This window comes from Pseudomonas sp. 313, assembly GCF_000316965.1.
Taxonomy (GTDB): Bacteria; Pseudomonadota; Gammaproteobacteria; order Pseudomonadales; family Pseudomonadaceae; genus Chryseomonas; species Chryseomonas benzopyrenica.
In genome coordinates this window covers 141,738-163,357 of sequence record NZ_ANBZ01000071.1, presented here as the reverse complement: position 1 = coordinate 163,357, position 21,620 = coordinate 141,738, and the positions used below count along the sequence as shown (strand labels likewise).

Annotated in this window: 21 protein-coding genes; 17 read left to right on the top strand and 4 right to left on the bottom strand. The window is 65.7% G+C overall.

The features are described from left to right. Position 1: 1 nt before the first annotated feature. Positions 2-634 (bottom strand): cyclodeaminase/cyclohydrolase family protein, encoded by a 633-nt coding sequence (locus C722_RS0115195; protein ID WP_017641321.1) that lies wholly within the window; start codon positions 632-634, stop codon positions 2-4. 185 nt (positions 635-819) lie between these two features. Between C722_RS0115195 and C722_RS0115190 the strand changes: the two genes are divergently transcribed. From C722_RS0115190 to C722_RS0115170, 5 genes are read left to right on the top strand one after another with little or no spacing between them, the layout of a single operon-like run. Further along, complete coding sequence (locus C722_RS0115190) at positions 820-2,187, top strand: gluconate:H+ symporter (RefSeq protein ID WP_017641320.1); 1,368 nt, start codon at positions 820-822, stop codon at positions 2,185-2,187. Positions 2,188-2,200: 13 nt separating this feature from the next. Continuing rightward, the gene (locus tag C722_RS0115185) at positions 2,201-2,752 is read left to right on the top strand and encodes a chromate transporter (RefSeq protein ID WP_017641319.1); all 552 of its coding nucleotides are present in this window, start codon (positions 2,201-2,203) and stop codon (positions 2,750-2,752) included. Next, a complete protein-coding gene (locus tag C722_RS0115180; protein WP_017641318.1) occupies positions 2,749-3,273 on the top strand; it encodes a chromate transporter in 525 nt (174 codons plus the stop codon). Before C722_RS0115185 ends, C722_RS0115180 begins: the two co-directional genes overlap by 4 nt. 50 nt (positions 3,274-3,323) lie before the next feature. Continuing rightward, on the top strand, positions 3,324-3,806 hold the full coding sequence (locus C722_RS0115175) for a GNAT family N-acetyltransferase (protein WP_017641317.1): 483 nt from the start codon (positions 3,324-3,326) through the stop codon (positions 3,804-3,806). After that, complete coding sequence (locus C722_RS0115170) at positions 3,803-4,714, top strand: bestrophin family protein (protein WP_017641316.1); 912 nt, start codon at positions 3,803-3,805, stop codon at positions 4,712-4,714. Before C722_RS0115175 ends, C722_RS0115170 begins: the two co-directional genes overlap by 4 nt. Before the next feature lie 159 nt (positions 4,715-4,873). On the opposite strand, the gene C722_RS25855 is transcribed toward C722_RS0115170, so the two are convergent. Together C722_RS25855 and C722_RS0115165 are read right to left on the bottom strand one after the other, a co-directional pair. Beyond that, a complete protein-coding gene (locus C722_RS25855) occupies positions 4,874-5,062 on the bottom strand; it encodes a DUF1272 domain-containing protein (protein WP_256204540.1) in 189 nt (62 codons plus the stop codon). A 25-nt stretch (positions 5,063-5,087) separates the two neighbouring features. Continuing rightward, entirely contained in the window at positions 5,088-6,074 is a 987-nt protein-coding gene (locus tag C722_RS0115165; protein WP_017641315.1) for a GlxA family transcriptional regulator, read from the bottom strand. Between the two features lie 137 nt (positions 6,075-6,211). On the opposite strand from C722_RS0115165, the gene scpB reads away from it, so the two are divergent. Beyond that, positions 6,212-6,955 carry an SMC-Scp complex subunit ScpB gene (scpB, locus tag C722_RS0115160; protein WP_017641314.1) on the top strand — a complete coding sequence of 248 codons (744 nt, stop codon included), beginning with the start codon at positions 6,212-6,214 and terminating at the stop codon, positions 6,953-6,955. 241 nt (positions 6,956-7,196) lie between these two features. Here the strand turns inward: scpB and gap are convergent, their stop codons facing one another. Beyond that, positions 7,197-8,201 carry a type I glyceraldehyde-3-phosphate dehydrogenase gene (gap, locus tag C722_RS0115155; protein ID WP_017641313.1) on the bottom strand — a complete coding sequence of 335 codons (1,005 nt, stop codon included), beginning with the start codon at positions 8,199-8,201 and terminating at the stop codon, positions 7,197-7,199. A gap of 136 nt (positions 8,202-8,337) precedes the next feature. On the opposite strand from gap, the gene edd reads away from it, so the two are divergent. From edd to C722_RS0115100, 11 genes are all read left to right on the top strand, one after another. Next, positions 8,338-10,167 carry a phosphogluconate dehydratase gene (gene edd, locus C722_RS0115150; protein WP_017641312.1) on the top strand — a complete coding sequence of 610 codons (1,830 nt, stop codon included), beginning with the start codon at positions 8,338-8,340 and terminating at the stop codon, positions 10,165-10,167. Then, positions 10,164-11,141 (top strand): glucokinase, encoded by a 978-nt coding sequence (locus tag C722_RS0115145; protein WP_007158679.1) that lies wholly within the window; start codon positions 10,164-10,166, stop codon positions 11,139-11,141. The genes edd and C722_RS0115145 overlap by 4 nt, the downstream gene beginning before the upstream one ends. A gap of 104 nt (positions 11,142-11,245) precedes the next feature. After that, positions 11,246-11,986 (top strand): response regulator, encoded by a 741-nt coding sequence (locus tag C722_RS0115140; RefSeq protein ID WP_017641311.1) that lies wholly within the window; start codon positions 11,246-11,248, stop codon positions 11,984-11,986. Next, positions 11,976-13,424 carry an ATP-binding protein gene (locus C722_RS0115135; RefSeq protein ID WP_017641310.1) on the top strand — a complete coding sequence of 483 codons (1,449 nt, stop codon included), beginning with the start codon at positions 11,976-11,978 and terminating at the stop codon, positions 13,422-13,424. The genes C722_RS0115140 and C722_RS0115135 overlap by 11 nt, the downstream gene beginning before the upstream one ends. A gap of 123 nt (positions 13,425-13,547) precedes the next feature. Continuing rightward, on the top strand, positions 13,548-14,810 hold the full coding sequence (locus tag C722_RS0115130; RefSeq protein ID WP_017641309.1) for an ABC transporter substrate-binding protein: 1,263 nt from the start codon (positions 13,548-13,550) through the stop codon (positions 14,808-14,810). A 141-nt stretch (positions 14,811-14,951) separates the two neighbouring features. Then, positions 14,952-15,869: a carbohydrate ABC transporter permease gene (locus C722_RS0115125; protein ID WP_017641308.1), complete on the top strand. Its 918-nt coding sequence runs from the start codon at positions 14,952-14,954 to the stop codon at positions 15,867-15,869. Then, positions 15,862-16,692 carry a carbohydrate ABC transporter permease gene (locus C722_RS0115120; protein ID WP_017641307.1) on the top strand — a complete coding sequence of 277 codons (831 nt, stop codon included), beginning with the start codon at positions 15,862-15,864 and terminating at the stop codon, positions 16,690-16,692. Before C722_RS0115125 ends, C722_RS0115120 begins: the two co-directional genes overlap by 8 nt. Before the next feature lie 11 nt (positions 16,693-16,703). After that, complete coding sequence (locus C722_RS0115115) at positions 16,704-17,804, top strand: ABC transporter ATP-binding protein (protein WP_017641306.1); 1,101 nt, start codon at positions 16,704-16,706, stop codon at positions 17,802-17,804. A gap of 128 nt (positions 17,805-17,932) precedes the next feature. Beyond that, entirely contained in the window at positions 17,933-18,838 is a 906-nt protein-coding gene (locus C722_RS0115110) for a carbohydrate kinase (RefSeq protein WP_017641305.1), read from the top strand. 40 nt (positions 18,839-18,878) lie between these two features. Then, entirely contained in the window at positions 18,879-20,090 is a 1,212-nt protein-coding gene (locus C722_RS0115105; RefSeq protein ID WP_017641304.1) for an AGE family epimerase/isomerase, read from the top strand. Between the two features lie 64 nt (positions 20,091-20,154). Next, on the top strand, positions 20,155-21,555 hold the full coding sequence (locus C722_RS0115100; RefSeq protein WP_017641303.1) for a carbohydrate porin: 1,401 nt from the start codon (positions 20,155-20,157) through the stop codon (positions 21,553-21,555). Positions 21,556-21,620: the final 65 nt, after the last annotated feature.

Genomic DNA, 21,620 nt, shown 5'->3' with positions numbered 1-21,620 from the left:
GTCAGCCCATGGCCGGCGGAACGGGGGTGGCGCTCAGCTGGGCAAGACGCTGATCGGCCTGCTGCTGGAGCTTGTCGCGCATCTGCCGCGCGGCTTCCCGGGCGTCGCCGGATTTCAGGCCATTGCGGTCGGCATCCACGGTGGTCAGCACCGCACCGAGGGCACCATGCACCAGACGACCGCCGGCCAGGGTGTCGCTGCGCAGCGGTTCGACGGTGAGCGGCGTGGCGATCACGGCGAGATCCAGGGCTTCCAGGCACAGCTGAGCGGTAGCGATGGGGATCTGCACGGCGTTGGCCGCGGCCAGGTTGAGCGCCTGCTGGCGACGTTCGCCCTCGGCCCCGGCGCCACTGGCCTGACGATCGGCTTCCAGGTAGTTGGCGAAGGCCTGCACATCGGCATCGGCACAGGTGCTCAGAGCTTCCTGCAGGCGCTCGCCCAGGGTGATCAGCTCGGCGTGGCGGGTCACCGGCTGGCGCTGCTGGCTGAGCTTCAAGCCCTTGAGGACCAGCGCGACGCCCAGGCAGGCCGCCACGGTCGCCGCCGCGCCACTGCCCGGGGTGGGCAGGGTGGAACCGGTGCCGTCGCGGAACTGGGCGAGGGTCTGCTGCCAGAGAGTAGAGGTTTCGTTCATGCCAACCGCCTGCGAGCAAAGGGTAAGGGATTCGGTCATGACCGAACGCAGTTTGGATCCTGCGAAACGCCTGAGGTTCGCAAGCTAAGTGCAATAAGCGAAAGGGGTTATTTCGATTTACGTCGTACCTCGGACCCCGTTTCGGTTAAGGTATTCCTGAAACAATAAGTTACAAGGAGTCACCTGTGGATCCTGCTGCGCTCGCCTGGGTCGCCCACGACACCCGGCTGATCTCTTGCTGCCTGGCCGCCATCCTGGCCATCGTCCTGCTGATTGGCGTCACCCGGCTGCCACCCTTCCTGGCCATTCTCATCGGCACCTTCATCGCCGGCCTGGGGGCCGGGCTGCCCGCCGAAGCCGTGGCCAAGGCCTTCAGCAAGGGCGCGGGTGGCATCCTCGGCGAGGCCGGCATCATCATCGCTCTGGGCTCCATGCTCGGTGCGCTGATGGCGGAGTCCGGTGCCGCCGATCGCATCGCCAGCACCCTGCTGGGCCTGGGCAAGGGTCGCAGCCTGCCCTGGGTCATGGCCCTGGTGGCCATGGTGATCGGCCTGCCGCTGTTCTTCGAGGTCGGCCTGGTACTGATGGTGCCCATCATCTTCGTCATGGCGCAGCGCTCCGGGCAGCCGTTGCTGCGCATCGCCATTCCGGCCCTGGCCGGGATGACCACCCTGCATGCGTTGCTGCCGCCGCACCCCGGTCCGCTGATCGCGGTCGGGGCATTGCACGCGGACCTTGGCCTGACCATGCTCCTGGGCCTGGTGATCGCCATCCCTGCGGTGATCCTGGCCGGTCCCCTGTACGGCGGCTGGCTGTCGCAGCGCATGACGATCCAGCCGCCGGCGGAGCTGGGTGAGTTGTTCAGCGCCCGGGATCAGGGCGCGCGCCAGCCGGGTTTCGGTCTGTCGTTGCTGGTGATCCTGTTGCCGGTGCTACTGATGCTGGGCAGCACCTTCGCCAAGGTCGCCCTCGACCCGCACAGCGGTCTGGCGGAGGGGCTGAAGTTTCTTGGCGAACCCCTGATCGCCCTGGGGCTCGCCGTGCTGGCGGCCACCGTGCTGCTCGGCTGGGGCAGTGGCATGCCGCGCGAGCGCGTCGGTGGCGTGCTGCGCAAGAGCCTGGCGCCCATCGCCGCGTTGCTGCTCACCATCGGCGCCGGCGGTGGCCTCAAGCAGACCCTGCTCGACGCCGGGGTCAGCCACACCGTGGCCAAGGTCGCCGAGGGCGCCCATCTGCCCTACATCCTGCTGGCCTGGCTGATCGCCGTGGCGCTGCGCCAGGCGACCGGCTCGGCGACGGTGGCGACCACCACCACGGCCGGTATCCTGGCGCCGGTGGTGGCCGGGCTGGCCGGGCCGCAGGCCTCGCTGATCGCCCTGGCCATCGGCGCCGGCTCGGTGTTCTTCTGCCACGTCAATGACGCCGGCTTCTGGATGGTGCGCGAGTATTTCGGCCTGGAGCTCAAGCAGACACTGTGGGTCTGGTCGGTGCTGCAGACCCTGGTTTCCGTCACCGGTCTTGCCGGTACGCTATTGTTGTCACTCTGGATCTGACGAACCCCTGCCCATGGACAACGACTCCACCCTGCACCGGCCGCGGCGCCGCGATCTCTTCCTCGGATTCTTCGGCCTGGGCATCACCGCCTTCGGTGGGGTACTGCCGCTGGCGCGACGCTACCTGGTGGAGAAGCGGCGCTGGCTGTCGGCGGAGGAATTCACCGAATTGCTCGGCCTCTGCCAGTTCTTGCCGGGCGGCAACATCATCAACCTCTCGGTGGCGGTGGGCATGAGATTCGCCGGCTGGAGCGGTGCCCTGGCCGCTGCCGCCGGACTGCTGGTGGGGCCGACCCTGGTGGTGGTCGGCCTGGGCGTGCTCTACGACCGCTACCATGACGATCCCCTGGTGGGTCACGCCTTCGCCGGACTCGCCGCGGCGGCCGCCGGCCTGCTGGTGGCCATGGCGGTCAAGCTCATTCAGCCCCTGCGTGGTCGCTGGCTGGCCCTGGGCATCGCCTGCCTGGCCTTTCTCGCCCTGGCGCTGTTCAAGCTGCCGCTGCTCTGGACCATGCTGGTGCTCACCCCCATCAGCGTCCTGCTCAGCTATCGGCAGGGCCTATGAGCGCGACCCTGCTGGCCCTGGCGCTGATCTTCACCCAGCTCTCGCTGCTGGCCTTTGGCGGTGGCAACTCGGTGCTGCCGGAGATGCAGCGCCAGGTGGTGACGGTGTACGGCTGGATGAGCGCCGCCGACTTTGCCGCCCTGTTCGCCCTGGCCCAGGCGGCGCCCGGTCCCAACCTGATGATCGTGCCGCTGATCGGCTGGCACGTGGCCGGCTGGCCGGGTCTGCTGGTGACCTCCCTGGCCAAGTTCGTGCCGTCCTCGCTGTTGACCCTCGGCGTGCTGCACCTCTGGCAACGCTTCGCCGACCGCCCCTGGCGCCGTCATCTGCAGGCCGGACTGGTGCCGGTCACCGTCGGCCTGGTAGCTGCCAGTGCCTGGCTGGTGGGCGTGAGCGTGGCCACCACGCCGCTGTGGGTGCTGATCCTGGCGGCGGGTGCTCTGGGGTCGCTATTTACCCGCTGGCATCCGCTGTGGCTGCTGGCCGGCGGGACATTGGTCGGGATAGTGTTTGGTAGCTAAGCCAAAAAAGCTGGGCAAGATCGTCCAGCCATCGACCCGAGGACCTCACCTTGCAGCTAAGCCATCGGCCGGTCCAGGACAGTGACCTGCCCGCCCTATGCGAATTCTCCAAGAACCCCACGGAGCTGATGTTCTGGTTTCCCCGTGCCCAATTCCCGCTCACCCCAGTTCAATTGCAGGCCGCCATCGCGGAGCGTCGCGACAATCGCGTCGTGGTGGCGGATGGGCGAGTGGTGGGATTTTCCAACTTCTGCAGGTGGGCGGATGAGGTGTATGCGATTGGCAATGCCGTCGTTGATCCCGCCTACCGGGGGCAGGGGGTCGGACGTTACCTGCTGAAGATGATGATAGGGCGCGCGTTCGAGACACACGGCGCTCGTGAAGTGGTCCTTTCCTGTTTCAACGCAAACGTGGTGGGGCTACTGCTCTACCAAGCCTTGGGCTTCACCCCCTATGCCATCGAAGAGCGACGTTCGGTGGCCGGTGAGCGGGTGGCGCTGATTCATCTCAGACTGCCTCGGTCTTACCGGTGATCACCCGCCCCCAGAATCCCTCGCTGCGCGAACTGCTGTTCACGATACGCGGGTCCATCGTCCAGGCGATCTGGCGCAAGCTGCTCTATGTGATGCTGCTGAGCCTGGCGGTGACCCTCAGCCATGGCGTCATCCTGCGCTTCGACTTCGGCCTGACCACTACCCCGCTGACCCTCTGGGGCCTGACCCTGGCGATCTTTCTCGGCTTTCGCAACACCACCGCCTACCAGCGCTTCTGGGAGGCGCGAGGTCTGTGGGGCGAACTGCTGATCGCCGGACGCAACCTGGCGCGCCAGGTCGAGACCCTGTTGCCCAGCCTGAATGCGGTCGAGCGCCGCCAGCTGCTGACCCCGCTGTTGGCCTTTGGTTATGCGCTGCGTGATCACCTGCGCCGGGAAGCGCGGTCTGCTGATCTGCAGCGCGTGCTGGCGGGGGAGGAAACCCTGCTCGCGGCCCCTCACCGACCCAGTGCGCTGATCCGCCGGCTGGGCACGACGCTGGTTGCCCGGGCACGACAGGAAGGGCTCGGTGACCCGCTGATCGCCAACGTCGATAACCAGCTGGACCGGCTGACCACGGTGCTCAGCGGCTGCGAGCGCATCCGCCAGACCCCCATTCCCTATCCCTACATCCTGATGCTGCACCGGGTGGTGCACGTCTATTGCTTCCTGCTGCCGTTCTGCCTGGTGGACAGCCTGGGCTGGTTCACGCCGCTGGCGGTGCTGGTGCTCGCCTACACCTTCTTTGGCCTGGATGCCCTGGGCGACCAGATCGCCGATCCCTTCGGCACCCAGCCCAACCACCTGCCGCTGGACGCCCTCAGTCGTGGGCTGGAAATCGCCGTGCTGGATCTGCTGGGCGAACCCACCCCGGAGCCGATCCGCGCGGAGGCGGGGTTGTTGCGGTGATGGCGTGATGATTCGCGTTGATGCGATCGCGGCCATGGGCCGCTCCTACAGCAGAGGTGTATCTGTAGGAGCGGCCCATGGCCGCGATCAGAAGTGTGCCTCAGAGCGGTCACATCGGCGGATCGCCATGGCCGTGCCGTGCCGTGCCGTGCCTTGCTGTCAGGTGTCTTGAGCTTCTTTCGCTACCCGCCGTGGACGCCTGACCAGCTCCCCGCGACAATTCGGACACTGCTCCTGCAGCGGCCCCGCCGCGCATTCCGTGCAAAAGGTGCATTCATAGGAGCAGATCACCGCCTCCTTGCTCTCCATCGGCAACGCCTTGGCGCAGTGCTCACACGAAGTCCGCATTTCCAGCATGGCTGTCGCTCCCTGATCAGGCGCCGAAGCGCGCGGCGTAGTCCTGGGGGCTGACCGCCAGGTGCTTGTGAAAGGTGCGTCGCAGATTTTCCGGGTGGCCGAAGCCACACAGGCGCGAGACGGTGGCGATGGAGGCCTGGCCATCCTGCAGCAGTACTCGCGCCGTCTCCAGCCGGACCTGCTCGACATAGCGACCCGGACCCATGCCCACCTCGCGACTGAACAGCCGCGACAGCGTACGGGGCGCCATATGGGCGCGTTCGGCCAGACGTTCCAGCCCGAGGTCCTCGCCGAGGTGGCCGGGAATCCAGTCGAGCAGGGCGGCCAGGCGGGGCGTCCGTCCCGGATCGGGCGCCAGGCAGGCGCTGAATTGCGCCTGGCCACCGGGACGGCGAAGGAACATCACCAACCGCCGCGCCACCGCCAGGGCCAGGGGGCGCCCGAGATCGGCCTCCACCAGCGCCAGGGCCAGGTCGATACCGGCGGTGACGCCGGCCGAGGTGAAGACATGGGGATCGCCATCGCGCACCAGTGGATCATAGGTATGCAGGCGGTCGCCCTGGACCTCGATGTCCGGAAAGGCCGCCAGTTCGTCGACATAGGCCCAGTGGGTGGTGGCCCGGCGGCCGTCGAGCAGGCCGGCGCTGGCCAGCATCAAGGCGCCGGAACACACCGAGCCAAGACGCCGCACCCGGGGCTCCAGATCGCGCAGCCAGGCCTGCAGGCCGGCATCCTGGCGTAGCGTCTCGATGCCTATGCCGCCAGGGATCAGCAGGGTGTCCACCTCATCCACGTCCAGGTCGTACCAACCCTGTTCGGCCTGGATGCCGATGCCGGCTGACGTCCTGACCAAGCCTTCGGCGGCGCCCAGCAGGCGCAGCTGATAGTAGGCGGGCAGGCCCTGACGTTCCCGTTCCAGGTTGGCCGAGGCGAATACCTGCAGCGGGCCGGTGACGTCCAGGCTCATGACGTCGGGGTAGAGCAGGGCAGCGATCAGCGGCATGGGTGGCTCTCCGTAGCAATCCGGGAAGCATGCCTGGGCGTTCCTATTGGCGACAAGGTCAAAGATCCCACGGATCTGGCCATCGGTTGGCAGGTTGCATTTGGCGTGACCCGCGCCCGGCCTTATCATCGCCGCCCATGAACTACACCGATCCCAAGCAACTGGCACCCTTGCTGGAAGCCATCCTGCTCGCTGCCGGCCGCCCCCTGACCCTGGAGCGTCTGGCCGAACTCTTCGAAGAATACGAGCGCCCCGAGCCCGCCCACCTGCGTGCCGGTCTCGCCGTGCTCGGCGGCTCCTGTCGCAAGCGCGGCTTCGAACTCAAGGAGGTGGCGTCCGGCTATCGCCTGCAGGTGCGCGAAAAGTACGCGCCCTGGGTCGGGCGACTCTGGGAGGAGCGTCCGCCGCGCTATTCCCGCGCCATGTTGGAGACCCTGGCGCTGATCGCCTATCGCCAGCCGATCACCCGTGGCGAGATCGAGGAGGTGCGCGGCGTGGCAGTCAACAGCCAGATCGTCAAGACGCTGTTGGAACGCGACTGGATCCGCGTGGTGGGCTATCGCGACGTGCCCGGCCGCCCGGCCATGTTCGCCACCACCAAGACCTTTCTCGACTATTTCGACCTGCGCAGCCTCGATCAGCTGCCGCCCCTGGCCGAGGTCCGCCAGCTGGAACCCGAACCGGCGTCGGTGCTGGAAGACCCCGAGTTGAGCCTGGCGGCGCTGGGGGTAGGGGAGCCGGAGCAAGAAGAGGACACCCTGGTGGTTCCCGAGCGCACCAGCTTTCGCACCCTGCTCACCGAGCTGGACGCCATGGAGACCGGCCTCAAGACCGATTTCGACGACCTGCGCCAGGCGGCGGACGAAGAAGACGAGGGTTGAGTCAGCCCTGTTGGGCTTCGCTGCGCTCAGCCCAACCTACATAAGCCTCCCCGGTGGCTGATCCGTATCGCGGCCATGCCGGTGCGCCGTAGCGACCGCTCCAGGCTCCGATTTAACTGTAGGAGCGGCCCATGGCCGCGATATTCGAATAGGTTGGCGCTTCGCATAGCGAAGCCCAGCACTCTCGCCAAAACGAAAAAAGCGCCCGAAGGCGCTTTCTTCCAACCCAGACCTACAGACCTCAGGCCGGCGCGTTGACCAGCGCCTTGCAGGTATCGAGCATACGGTTGGAGAAGCCCCACTCGTTGTCGTACCAGGCCATGATCTTCACCAGCTTGCCGCTCACCTTGGTGTGGTTGGCGTCGAAGATCGACGACAGGCGGTTGTGGTTGAAGTCGATGGAGACCAGCGGCTTGTCGTTGTAGCCCAGCACCGGCGAAGCTTCGGCCGCCGCCTTCATGAAGGCGTTGATGGTCTTGGCGTCGGTTTCCTTGGCGGTCAGGATGGTCAAATCGACCAGCGACACGTTGATGGTCGGTACGCGCACCGCCATGCCGCTAAACTTGCCTTGCAGCTCCGGCAGTACCAGACCCACGGCCTCGGCGGCACCGGTCTTGGTCGGAATCATCGACTGGGTGGCCGAACGCGCCCGGAAGGGATCGGAATGGTAGACGTCCGACAGGTTCTGATCGTTGGTGTAGGCATGGATGGTGGTCATCAGACCGTTCTCGATGCCCAGCTCGCGCTGCAGTACTTGGGCGACGGGCGCCAGGCAGTTGGTGGTGCAGGAGGCGTTGGAGATGATCTGGTGCGACTGACGCAGGATGTTGTCATTGACGCCATAGACGATGGTGGCGTCCACGTCCTTGCCCGGTGCCGAGATGATCACCTTGGAGGCGCCGGCTTCCAGATGGGCAGCGGCCTTGTCGCGGCTGGTGAAGAGGCCGGTGCACTCGAACACCACGTCGACCTTCAGGTCCTTCCACGGCAGCTCGGCCGGGTTGCGGATGGCCGTCACGGCGATGCGATCGCCATTGACCACCAGCTTGTCGCCCTCGACGGACACCTCGGCAGGGAAGCGGTCATGAACGCTGTCATACTGTAGGAGATGCGCATTGATGGCGGCGTCGCCCAGGTCGTTGATCGCGACGACCTCCAGGTCCTGGCGATAGCCCTCGGTATACAGCGCCCGCAGCACGTTGCGGCCGATGCGTCCAAAACCATTGATGGCAATACGAATACTCATTGAGAGAAACCTCGCGATAGCTGGGTTTTGTTGTAAAAAACATTACACATGACGCGTGCTAAGCGGAATAATAGCGCCAATTTGGCTGTGAATGTTTTAAATAACAACAAATTTAGCCCGGTGGAGAATCGAAACCATGCATCCTCGCGTCCTCGAAGTCACACAGCGGTTGGTGGAACGCAGTCGTCCGACCCGTGAGCGTTACCTCGCCATGATCCGGGCCGCCGCCAGCGACGGTCCGCAGCGCGGCAAGCTGCAATGCGCCAATTTCGCCCATGGCGTCGCCGGGTGTGGATCCTCGACGGATAAGCAGCGCCTCCGTTTGATGGACCAGGCCAACGTCGCCATCGTTTCCAGCTACAACGACATGTTGTCGGCTCATCAGCCCTACGAGCACTACCCGGAGCTGATCAAACAGGCCCTGCGCGAGATCGGCTCCGTCGGTCAGTTCGCCGGTGGCGTGCCGGCCATGTGCGACGGCGTGACCCAGGGCGAGGCCGGCATGGAGCTCAGCCTGGCGAGCCGTGAGGTCATCGCCATGTCCACCGCCGTGGCCCTGTCGCACAACATGTTCGACGCCGCGCTGCTGCTGGGCATCTGCGACAAGATCATTCCCGGCCTGATGATCGGCGCGCTGCGCTTCGGCCATCTGCCGATGATCTTCGTCCCGGGCGGCCCCATGCCATCGGGCATCTCCAACAAGGAGAAGGCGCGCGTGCGCCAGGCCTTCGCCGAGGGCAAGGCGACCCGCGAGGAGTTGCTGGAGTCGGAGATGAAGTCCTACCACAGCCCTGGCACCTGCACCTTCTATGGCACCGCCAACACCAATCAGGTGGTGATGGAAGTGATGGGCCTGCACCTGCCGGGGTCTTCCTTCGTCAATCCCTACACCCCGCTGCGTGACGAACTCACCCGCGAGGCGGCGCGCCAGGTAACCCGCATCACCCATCAGGGCGGCAACTTCATGCCGCTGGGCGAGATCGTCGACGAGAAGTCCATCGTCAACTCCGTGGTCGCCCTGAGCGCCACCGGTGGCTCGACCAACCATACCCTGCACATCCCGGCCATCGCCCAGGCCGCCGGCATCCAGCTGACCTGGGACGACATGGCCGAGATCTCCGCGGTGACCCCGACCCTGGCGCAGGTCTATCCCAACGGCAAGGCCGACGTGAACCACTTCCACGCCGCCGGTGGCGTCAACTTCATGGTGCACACCCTGCTCGAAGCCGGGCTGCTGCACGAAGACGTCAACACCATCATGGGCCACGGTCTGTCGCGCTACCTGCAGGAACCCTTCCTGGTGGACGGCAAGCTGGAGTGGCGCACCGGGCGCGCCGAGAGCCTGGACGAAGACATCCTGCGGCCGGCCAGCCGCCCGTTCAACGAAGAGGGCGGCCTGCGCGTCATGCAGGGCAACCTCGGCCGCGGCGTGATGAAGGTGTCGGCCGTGGCGCCCAAACATCAGTTGGTCGAGGCCCCGGCGCGGGTCTTCCATGACCAGAGCGAACTGGCGGCCGCCTTCAAGGCCGGCGAACTGGAGCGCGACTTCGTCGCGGTGGTACGCTTCCAGGGACCCAAGGCCCTGGGTATGCCCGAGTTGCACAAGCTCACCCCCTACCTCGGCGTGCTGCAGGATCGCGGCTTCAAGGTGGCTCTGGTCACCGACGGCCGCATGTCCGGCGCTTCGGGCAAGGTTCCGGCGGCGATCCATGTCTGCCCGGAAGCCATCGACGGCGGTCCGCTGGCCAAGGTCTGTGACGGCGATCTCATCCGTGTCGATGGGCGTACCGGAGAGCTGAGGATTCTGGTCCCGGCGGACGAATGGATGGCCCGCCAGACGGTCGAAGCGCCCCAGGGCACCGGGGTAGGCTGTGGTCGTGAGTTGTTCGCCTTCATGCGCGGCGCCATGAGCACGGCTGAATCGGGTGCCAGTGCATTTACTTCCAGCCTGGAGGCGCTGAAATGAGTTTGGCTTTGGTTGGCGACATCGGGGGCACCAATGCCCGCTTCGCCCTGTGGCGTGACGGTCGCCTGGAGGCCATCGAGGTCTTCGCCTGTGCGGATTACGCCTGTCCGGAAGACGCGGTACGCAAGTACCTGGCGCAGACCGGCGTGGCGCTGGATGACATCACCGCCGTGTGCCTCGCCTGTGCGGGCCCGGTGGGCGAGGGTGACTTCCGCTTCACCAACAATCACTGGGTGATCAAGCGCGAGCAGTTCTGCCGCGAGCTGGGCCTGACCCATCTGCTGCTGATCAACGACTTCACGTCCATGGCCTGGGCGATCGCCCGCCTGGATCCGGCGGACTCCGTCCAGGTGCGCGACGGCATCGCCTTGCCGACCCGCCCGCGCCTGGTGATCGGTCCCGGCACCGGCCTGGGTCTCGCCAGCCTGGTGCCCAGCGGCAAGGATCGCTGGATCGTGCTGCCGAGCGAGGGTGGTCACGTCGACCTGCCGATCAACACCCAGCGCGAATTCGATATCTGGAAGATCCTCAAGCGTCAGTTCGGCAATCACGTCTCCGCGGAGCGCGTGGTGTCCGGCAGCGGCCTGGTCAACCTCTATCACGCGAGTTGCGAGCTGGACGGCCGGACCGCCGCCCTGCACAGCGCGGCGGACATCTGCGAGCTGGCGCTCAAGGGCGATCCCTATGCCGATGCCGTGCTGGAGCAGTTCTTCATCTGGCTGGCGCGGGTCGCCGGCAACGCGGCCCTGACCCTGGGCGCCCTGGGTGGCGTCTATATCGCCGGCGGCATCCTGCCGCGCTTCGTCGAGCGCTTCCAGAGCGGGGCCTTCGCCCATGCCTTCGCCGACAAGGGCAAGACCAGCAGCGCCTACCTCAAGGACATCCCGGCCTGGCTGGTGACCGCCGAGTATCCGGGGCTGTTCGGTGCCGGCGTCGCCCTGGATCAGACCATCGCAGAAGCGCGGCAGGCCTGATCTACCCCGGGGTCGGGCGACTACTCAAGGTCGCCCGACCCCGGTATGCTGCCGGCACTACCGGTAGCTGGCCTCCGGCCAAGACAACAAGAGCGAACATCGCCATGTCCACCCTGGGCAAATCCCTCCTGGTCGTCGACGACGACGGGGAAATCCGTGAGCTTCTCGACGCCTATCTCACCCGTGCCGGCTATCAGGTGCGCGCCGTTGGCGATGGCCGCGAGCTGCGCCGGGCGCTGGGGGACTTCGTCCCCGACCTGCTGATCCTCGACGTCATGCTCCCCGGCGAAGACGGCTTCGCCCTCTGCCGCTGGATGCGCGAGCAGTCGAGCTGCCGCCAAGTGCCCATCATCATGCTCACCGCCAGTTCCGACGAGGCGGATCGGGTCATTGGCCTGGAGCTGGGCGCCGACGACTATCTGGGCAAGCCCTTCAGCCCCCGCGAACTGCTGGCGCGCATCAAGGCGCTGTTGCGCCGGGCCGGCTTTGGCGAAACGCGTCCGGTGGCTACCGGTCTGCTGACCTTCGACGACTGGCGCCTGGATCCGGTCAGTCATCGGCTGTTCCACCGCGACGGCGAGGAGGTCATCCTGTCGGGCGCCGATTTCACCCTGCTCAAGCTGTTTCTCGATCATCCTCAGCAAATCCTCGACCGCGACACCATCGCCAATGCCACCCGTGGCCGCGAGGTGCTGCCGCTGGAGCGCATCGTCGACATGGCGGTGAGTCGCCTGCGCCAGCGCCTGCGCGACACCGGCAAATCGCCGCGGTTGATCCGCACTGTGCGGGGATCCGGCTACCTGCTCGCCGCCGAGGTCAGCGGACTGGTCGCCGATGCGGTGTAGCGGTCCGCTCGCGCGGCTGGTGCCGCGTTCCCTGCTGGCGCGGATGCTACTCCTGACCCTGCTGGCGGTGCTTCTGGCCCAGGGCGCCTCGGCGCTGTTCTGGTCGGCCGCATTGCGCAGCGATCGCAACCAGGGCCTGCAGACCGCGGCCCGCAGCCTGGGCTATTCCATCGCCGCCAGCGTGCGTTATTTCAGCCTGCTGCCACCGGCCTATCGGCCGCTGGTGCTGGAACAGCTGCGCAACATGGGCGGCACACGCTTCTTCGTCTCGCTCAACGAAAAGCCGCTGACCATGCAGGCGCTGCCGGATACGCCCGGCCGCCGGGCGGTGCTCCAGGGCGTCGAGGCGGTGCTGCGCGAGCGCCTGGGCGCGGCCATGCCCATGTATGTGGAATTCATCGGCCCGCAGCAGCTGCGGCTGTTCAACGGCGCCGTAGCGCTCGACGAATTGCCGCGCTCCTGGGCGCACTACGCCCTGAGTCTGGAGCCGCTGGAGCCGCCGGTGCTGGTGACCCAGATCCGCATCGGCGAAGGGGAGTGGGTCTATCTCGCCACCCTGATGCCGGCGCCCTACTACAGCCTGGACGAGTCCTGGCTGCCGCTGCAGCAGCTGCTGTTCATGGTGTTCAGCAGCGCCTTCCTGCTGCTGTTCATCGGCCTGCTGATCCGCTGGCAGAGTCGCCCGCTCAAGCGGCTGTCGCGTGCCGCGCGCGAGCTGTCGCTGGAGGTCCATACGCCGCCGGTGCGCGAGGAGGGCGCCCAGGAGATCCGCGAGGTCACCCGCGCCTTCAATGCCATGCGGGAACGCATCGCCCGCTACCTGGACGAGCGCGCCCAGCTGTTCAGCGCCATCTCCCACGACCTGCGCACGCCCATCACCCGGTTGCGCCTGCGCGCCGAGCTGGTGGACGACGAGGTGATGCAGGCCAAGCTGGTGCGCGATCTCGACGAGTTGGACCTGCTGGTCAAGGGCGCCCTGCAGTGCGTCAAGGACACCGACATCCACGAGAATCTGGAGCCGGTCGACCTGCAGGCGCTGCTGCTGCAGCTGGTGGAGCCCTTCACCCAGGAACAGCCACCGCGGGTGCGCCTCACAGGGGAAGCCCGGGGCACCCTGCTGGGCAAGCCGCTGGCGCTCAAGCGCTGCATCGGCAACCTGCTGGACAATGCTCTCAAGTATGGCTATCGCGCCCACCTGCAGGTGGAAGACGACGGTCATGCCTTCGTCCTGCATGTCGACGACGAAGGGCCAGGAGTGCCCGAGCAGGAGTTGGAGCAGGTGTTCCAGCCCCATGTCCGCCTGGCCACCGACCGCCAGGGTTACGGCCTGGGCCTGGGCATCGCCCGCAACCTGGCCCACGCCCATGGCGGCGAGGTGGAGCTGCGCAACCGCCGCGAGGGCGGTCTGCGGGTGACCCTGACTCTACCGCGCAGCTAGGCAGGACCCTACCGCTATGTCACCAGCTCGTGACAAAACGCCTTCCCTTCGTTACCCACGGCCGCAGTCGTCTGACTAGACTCGGCCCAGCTCCAATAAAAAAACAACAAGGAACGACCCCTCATGAAGGCATTGAATCGTCTCGCTCTCGCCGTTTCCCTTTCCTGCGCCGCGCTGGCTGCCCCCCTGACCGCCCATGCCGGTGAGGTCGAGGTGCTGCACTGGTGGACCTCCGGTGGCGAGGCTCGCGCCGTCGATGTGCTCAAGCAACTGATGCAGAAGCAGGGCGATACTTGGAAGGACTTCGCCGTGGCCGGTGGCGCCGGTGAAGCCGCCATGACCGTGCTCAAGACCCGCGCCGTCTCCGGCAACCCGCCCTCCGCCGCCCAGCTGAAGGGCCCGGACATCCAGGAATGGGCCGGCATGGGCTTCCTGGCCAACATCAGCGACATCGCCAAGCAGGGCAACTGGGACACCATCCTGCCCAAGCGCGTGGCCCAGACCATGCAGCACGATGGCGAATACGTCGCGGTACCGGCCGGCATCCACCGCATCAACTGGCTGTGGATCAACCCCGCCGTCTTCAAGAAGGCCGGCGCCAAGGTCCCCACCACCCTGGACGAATTCTTCGAAGCCGCCGACAAGCTCAAGGCCGCCGGCGTCGTGCCCCTGGCCCATGGTGGCCAGAACTGGCAGGACGGCACCATCTTCGAATCCCTGGTCATGGCCATCATGGGCCCGGAAGGCTACGACAAGGTCTTCGTGCAGACCGATGCCGACACCATCCGCAGCGACAAGATGGTCGAGGTCTTCAAGACCTTCAAGCGCATCAAGGGCTACGTCGATCCCAACGCCGCCGGTCGCGACTGGAACCTGGCCACCGCCATGGTCATCGAGGGCAAGGCCGGCATGCAGATCATGGGCGACTGGGCCAAGGCGGAATTCACCGCCGCCGGCAAGAAGCCGGGCGTCGACTACGAATGCGTGGTGATGCCAGGCACCCAGGGCGACTTCATCTACAACATCGACTCCCTGGCCATGTTCAAGATCAAGAACAAGGACAACCAGAAGGCCCAGGACGATCTGGTGCGCACCGTCATCGACAAGCCCTTCCAGGAGGTCTTCAACCTCAACAAGGGCTCCATCCCGGTGCGCAACGACATCGACCTGGCCAAGTTCGACAGCTGCGCCCAGCAGTCCGCCAAGGACTTCCAGGCGGCCAATGCCGAGGGCAAGGCCGAGCCGAGCATGGCGCACAGCATGGCCAACACCAGCTATGTGCAGGGTGCGATCTTCGACGTGGTGACCAACTTCTTCAACGACGCCAACGCCGATCCGAAGAAGGCCACCGAGCAACTGGTCGCCGCCATCCAGGCCGCGAAGTAAGCGCAAACAGCCATCGGTAAGGATTGTTTATCGCGGCCGTAGGCCGCTCCTACAGGCCAATCGTCGGCTGTAGGAGCGGCCCATGGCCGCGATCATCCAACTGCCTGACGCCCAGATAATACCACCCCTGAGAACGCCTCCATGGCTCTTACCGAAACTCTTCCCGCGACGGCGGTCAGCCGACGCCCGGACCGGCTGCAGCGCCTGCTGCCCAAGCTGGTGCTGGCGCCCACGGCCATCGCCATGGTCGTCTGCCTCTATGGCTACATGCTGTGGACGGCGGTGATCTCCTTTACCAACTCGCGTTTCCTGCCCAGCTACAATTTCGCCGGCTTCGCCCAGTACGCGCGGCTGCTGGAGAACGACCGCTGGCTGGTGGCCTGCAAGAACCTGGCGATCTTCGGCGGTCTGTTCATCCTGCTGAGCCTGGCCATTGGTGTCTTCTTCGCCATCCTGCTGGACCAGCGCATCCGCCGCGAAGGCTTCATCCGCACCATCTACCTCTATCCCATGGCGCTGTCGATGATCGTCACCGGCACCGCCTGGAAATGGCTGCTCAACCCCGGCATGGGGCTGGACAAGCTGCTGCGCGACTGGGGCTGGGAAGGCTTTCGCTTCGACTGGCTGGTGGATCCCGACCGAGTCATCTACTGCCTGCTGATCGCCGCCCTCTGGCAGGCCTCGGGCTTCGTCATGGCCATGTTCCTGGCCGGTCTGCGGGGCGTGGATTCCTCCATCCTGCGCGCCGCCCAAGTCGACGGGGCAGGGCTGCCCACCATCTACCTGCGCATCGTCCTGCCGAGCCTGCGGCCGGTGTTCTTCAGTGCGGTGATGATCCTCGCCCACATCGCCATCAAGAGCTTCGACCTGGTGATGGCCATGACCGCGGGTGGTCCCGGCTACGCCTCGGACCTGCCGGCGGTGTTCATGTACCAGCACACCTTCACCCGCGGCCAGATGGGCCTGGGTTCGGCCAGTGCGGTGTTGATGCTCGGCGCGGTGCTGGCGGTGCTGGTGCCCTATCTCTACTCGGAATTGCGGAGCAAGCGAAATGGCTAAGGCTCTGAACGTCAATCGCGTGGCCATCCACGCCACCCTGATCATCGCCTGCGCGGTCTATCTGGTGCCGCTGCTGGTGATGCTGCTGACCAGCTTCAAGACCCCGGATGATGTCCGTACCGGCAACCTGCTGAGCCTGCCCCTGGACTGGACGGTGATCGGCTGGCTCAAGGCCTGGGACGTGGTGCACAGCTACTTCTGGAACTCCTTCATGATCACCGTGCCCGCGGTGATCATCTCCACCTTCATCGGCGCGCTCAACGGCTACGCCCTGTCGAAGTGGCAGTTCCGCGGTTCGAATCTGCTATTCAGCCTGCTGCTGTTCGGCTGCTTCATTCCCTTCCAGGTGATCCTGCTGCCGATGTCCTTCACCCTTGGCCAGCTGGGCCTGGCCAACACCACCGCCGGCCTGGTGCTGGTGCACGTGATCTACGGCCTGGCCTTCACCACGCTGTTCTTCCGCAACTACTACGTGGGCATTCCCGATGCCCTGATCAAGGCGGCGCGGCTGGACGGAGCGGGCTTCTTCACCATCTTCTTCAAGATCCTGCTGCCGCTATCCACGCCCATCGTGATGGTCAGCCTGATCTGGCAGTTCACCCAGGTGTGGAACGACTTCCTGTTCGGCGTGGTGTTCGCCAGCGGCTCGTCGCAGCCCATCACCGTGGCCTTGAACAACCTGGTCAACACCAGCACCGGCGCGAAGGAATACAACGTCGACATGGCCGCCGCCATGATCGCCGCGCTGCCGACGCTGCTGGTCTACATCTTCGCTGGCAAGTATTTCGTCCGGGGCCTGACCTCGGGCGTGGTCAAAGGATAAGGAAGGCCACCATGGCAGCTCTCGAACTCAAAAGCGTACGCAAGACCTACGGCAACGCCGCCCAGGAAGCCCTCAAGGGCATCGACATCCGCATCGACGCCGGGCAGTTCCTCATCCTGGTGGGGCCCTCCGGGTGCGGCAAATCCACCCTGATGAACGCCATCGCCGGCTTGGAAGACATCAGCAGCGGCGCCATCTGCCTGGACGGCGAGGACGTCACCCAGGTCGAGCCCAAGGATCGGGATATCGCCATGGTGTTCCAGTCCTACGCCCTGTATCCGACCATGACCGTGCGCGAGAACATCGCCTTCGGCCTGAAGATCCGCAAGACGCCCAAGGAGCAGATCGACGCCGAGGTGGCTCGCGTGGCCAAGCTGCTGCAGATCGAGCACCTGCTGGAGCGCAAACCGGCGCAGCTCTCCGGTGGCCAGCAGCAGCGGGTGGCCATGGGTCGCGCCCTGGCGCGCCGGCCCAAGCTCTATCTGTTCGACGAGCCGCTGTCCAACCTCGACGCCAAGCTGCGGGTGGAGATGCGCACCGAGATCAAGCTGATGCACCAGCGCCTGCAGACCACCACTGTCTACGTCACCCACGACCAGATCGAGGCCATGACCCTGGGCGATCGGGTCGCGGTAATGAAGGATGGCGAGGTGCAGCAGTTCGGTACTCCCGAGGAGATCTACAACAACCCGGCCAATCTCTTCGTCGCCAGCTTCATCGGCTCGCCGCCGATGAACTTCGTGCCGGTGCGCCTGGAGGCGCGCGAGGGCAGGGTGGTCGCCCGCGTCACCGGCGATACCGGCGACAGCCAGGTGGATTTGCCCGATCTGGATCCGGCGCTGGCTGGCCGAGAGGCTATCCTTGGGGTGCGTCCGGAGCAGATCCAGTCGGCGCATCCGGCGGACAACGCGGTGCCAGGCATCCTGACGCGGATCCAGGTGGTCGAGCCGACCGGTCCCGACACCCTGCTGTATGCCGAATGGAACGGCACCAAGGTCTGCTGCCGGGTCGCTCCGGGCGAGGCGCCGCGGGCCGGCGACCAGGTGCTGTGGCGGATCGATTCGCGACGGGCGGTGCTGTTCGATCCTGCGAGCGGTCGCCGACTTTCTTGAACAGAGTTCATGGCTGAAACGTTACAGCAGTGGTAAGGTCCGCCCGCCGCCGCGCCTGAGGTCGGGTTGCGGCCTTACCAAAGGCTCGGGATCGACTCCCGGCTGCCGTGACAGACAGGAGAACAAGAATGGCACTACCCCGCGTTGTGGTCTTTGGCGAAGCCCTCACCGACATCGTCCAGGGTAATCCTGGCGAATGGCGGGGTTATCCAGGCGGCGCCCCCTGGAACGTGGCGCGTGGCCTGGCCCGGCTGGGCGTGACAAGCGCCTTTGGTGGTGCCATCAGTCAGGATGGCCTGGGTGATGAGATCGCCTGGCAATCGGAAACCGCCGGTCTCGATACCCGCTTCCTCCAGCGCGTCGCCGCCGACCCGCTGGTGGCCATCGTGCCGTCCAGTCGTCCGCCGCGCTATTTCTTCGCTGGCGAAGCCGATCTGCAGTTCGACCCGGCGCTGCTGCCCGAAGGCTGGCTGGAGGCCGCCGAAGTCTGCCATTTCAGCTGCATCAGCCTGGCCCGCTATCCGCTGGCCGATACCCTGCTGAACCTGGCGCGCCAGGCCAAGGCCGCTGGCAAGCGCCTGAGCTACGATCCCAACTGGCGCAACCTGATGGACGATCGCTATCGCCAGCAGACCTTTCCCGAACTGGTGCGCCTGGCCGACGACATCAAGCTGTCCGACGAAGACATCCGCCAGATCTATCCGGGCCTGGACGAGCGCGCCGCGCTGGACGAATTGCGCGCCCTCAATCCACAGGCCCGCATTCTCTTCACCCGTGGCGAGCACGGCCTGGTGCTCTATACCCCGGACGGCGAATGGCAGCAGCCCGCCATCGCCGTGGATGTCGTCGATACCGTAGGCGCCGGCGATGCCTCCATGGCCGGCTGGCTGGCCTCGGGCCTGCTGGGCCTGACCGACCTGCAGCAGCGCCTGAGATTCGCCGCGGCCAGTGCCTCGGTGTCCTGCCGCCATGCCGGCGCCTATGCGCCGACCCGTGCCGATGTCGAAGCCCTGCTGCAGGTGAGCCCTCACTAGACCGCTTTCCCACAACAACAATAGCCGCCAAGGAAACCCGATGGACTTCCCCGATTTTCGTCGTCGCGACACCCTGCTGGAACACGTCCGCCACACCCTGGCGTTCTACCATCCCCGCTGTGTCGATCCCCAAGGCGGCTTCTATCACTTCTTCAAGGATGACGGCACGGTCTACGATCGCCAGACCCGCCATCTGGTCTCCAGCACCCGCTTCGTCTTCGATTTCGCCATGGCCTACCGGCACTATGGCGATCCGGCCTTTCTGGAAGCGACCCGCCACGGCCTGAGATACCTGCGCGAGCGGCATCGCCAGGCCAACGGCGGCTATGCCTGGTTGCTCGACGGCGACACCGTGGTGGATGGCACCAATCACTGCTATGGCCTGGCCTTCGTGGTGCTGGCCTACGCCCACGGCCTGCAGGCGGGCATCCAGGAAGCGCGCAACTGGCTGAGCGAAGCCTGGGAATCCCTGGAAACCCACTTCTGGCGTGAAGCCGATGGCCTCTATGTCGACGAGATCAGTGCCGACTGGCAGACCGTGGCGCCGTATCGCGGCCAGAACGCCAACATGCACGCCTGCGAAGCCCTGCTGGCCGCCTTCGAAGCCAGCGGCGAGGTGCGCTACCTGGACCGCGCCGAGACCCTGGCGCGCAACATGACCCAGCGCCAGGCCGCGCTGACCCTGGGCCAGGGCGGGGTGGCCGACAAGGTCCCCGGTGGCCTGGTCTGGGAGCACTACCACAGCGACTGGTCCATCGACTGGGACTACAACCGCGACGATCCGGCCAACCTGTTCCGGCCCTGGGGTTTCCAGCCGGGGCACCAAATCGAATGGGCCAAGCTGCTGCTGATCCTCGAACGCCATCGCCCCCAGCCCTGGTTGCTGCCGCGGGCCCAGGCGCTGTTCGATATCTCCTGGCGCCTGAGCTGGGATGGCGAGCACGGCGGTCTCTACTACGGCTTCGCCCCGGATGGCTCACCCTGCGATCCAGACAAGTATTTCTGGGTGCAGGCCGAGGCCCTGGCCGCCGCGGCGCTGCTGGCCGAGCGCAGTGGCGAGGCCCGCTATTGGGAACACTATGAGGCGCTCTGGCGCTACAGCTGGACGCATTTCATCGATCACGAGCACGGCGCGTGGTGGCGCCTGCTCGACCGTCGGAACCACAAGTACTCCGACGACAAGAGTCCGGCCGGCAAGGTCGACTACCACACCATGGGTGCCTGTTACGAAGTCCTCAACGTCCTGCCGTAACTATTAGAGACGCGGGTTTCGGGCCCCCTGGGTGTCATCACTTCAATAAAAAGGGATCTCAGTAATGAACAAGCAAAACCACAAGAATCGTCCGGGGCGCGCACTGCCCCTGGTGTCGCTGCTGGCCCTGGCGGTCGCCGCGGGTGCCCAGGCGGCGCCCCAATCCAATCCGGGCGGTAACTTCAGTGGCGTCAACAATACCGAGGCCGCCTTCGAGCCGCTGGGCAACACCATGACCGGTGACTGGGGTGGCGTGCGCAAGGACCTGCGCGACAAGGGCTGGGACATCAAGCTCGAATACGTGGGCGAGGGCGCGACCAACTTGCGTGGCGGCTACGACGACGATCGCACCGGGCGCTGGAGCTCGCAGTACATGTTTGGCCTGTGGGGCGACATGAACAAGATCGCCGGTTGGGAAAACTCGGTGTTCAAGCTGGCCATCACCTCCCGTGACGGCCGCAACCTCACCGACGACCGCATCACCGATCCGCGCGTCGGCGGCTACTCCTCGGTGCAGGAAGTTTATGGCCGTGGCCAGACCTGGCGTCTGACCCAGCTGTGGCTGTCCAAGGGCTTCTTCGACGGTCGCCTGGATATCAAGGCCGGTCGCTTCGGCGAAGGCGAGGACTTCAACTCCTTCGAGTGCGACTTCCAGAACCTGGCGTTCTGCGGTTCCCAGGTCGGTAACTGGGAAGGCATCTGGTACAACTGGCCGGTCAGTCAGTGGGCCCTGCGCGTCAAGTACAGCCTGACCCCCGAGTTGTTCGTCCAAGTTGGGGCCTACGAGCAGAATCCGTCGCTGCTGGAAACCGGCAACGGCTTCAAGCTCAACAGCAGCGGCACCAAGGGTGCGGTCCTGCCGGTGGAAATGGTCTGGTCGCCCAAGGTCAACGGCCTGCCGGGCGAATACCGCGTCGGCTACTACTACAGCACTGCCGATGCCAACGACGTCTACGAAGACGTCAACGGCAACTCCGCGGCCCTCACCGGGCTGGACTACAAGGAACACTCCAGCAAGCACGGCTACTGGGTCGTGGCCCGTCAGCAGATCACCGCGCACAACGATGACCCGAGCCGTGGCCTGTCGGTATTCGCCAACTTCACCGCCCACGCCAAGGACGTCAACAAGGTCAGCAACTACGTGCAGGCCGGCCTGGTGTACAAGGGCCCCTTCGATGGCCGTCCCAAGGATGACATCGGCTTCGGCATCGCGCGCATCAGCACCAACAGCGACTTCCGCGACAACCAGCGCGCCCTCAACCAGGCCGCCGGCGCCACCGACTACAACGATCCGGCCTTCACGCCGCTGCAGCACAACGAGTACGACGCCGAGATCTACTACGGCGTGCACGTGACCAACTGGCTGACCGTGCGTCCCAACCTCCAGTACATCAAGAATCCGGGTGGTGTCCGTGAGGTCGACAATGCCGTGGTGGGCGGCCTGAAGGTTCAAGCGGTTTTCTAAATCGCCCCCATAGTCCGCCATCCTGCCCGATGGCGCTGGACAGGGCCCTGCAGTGGTTATACTGC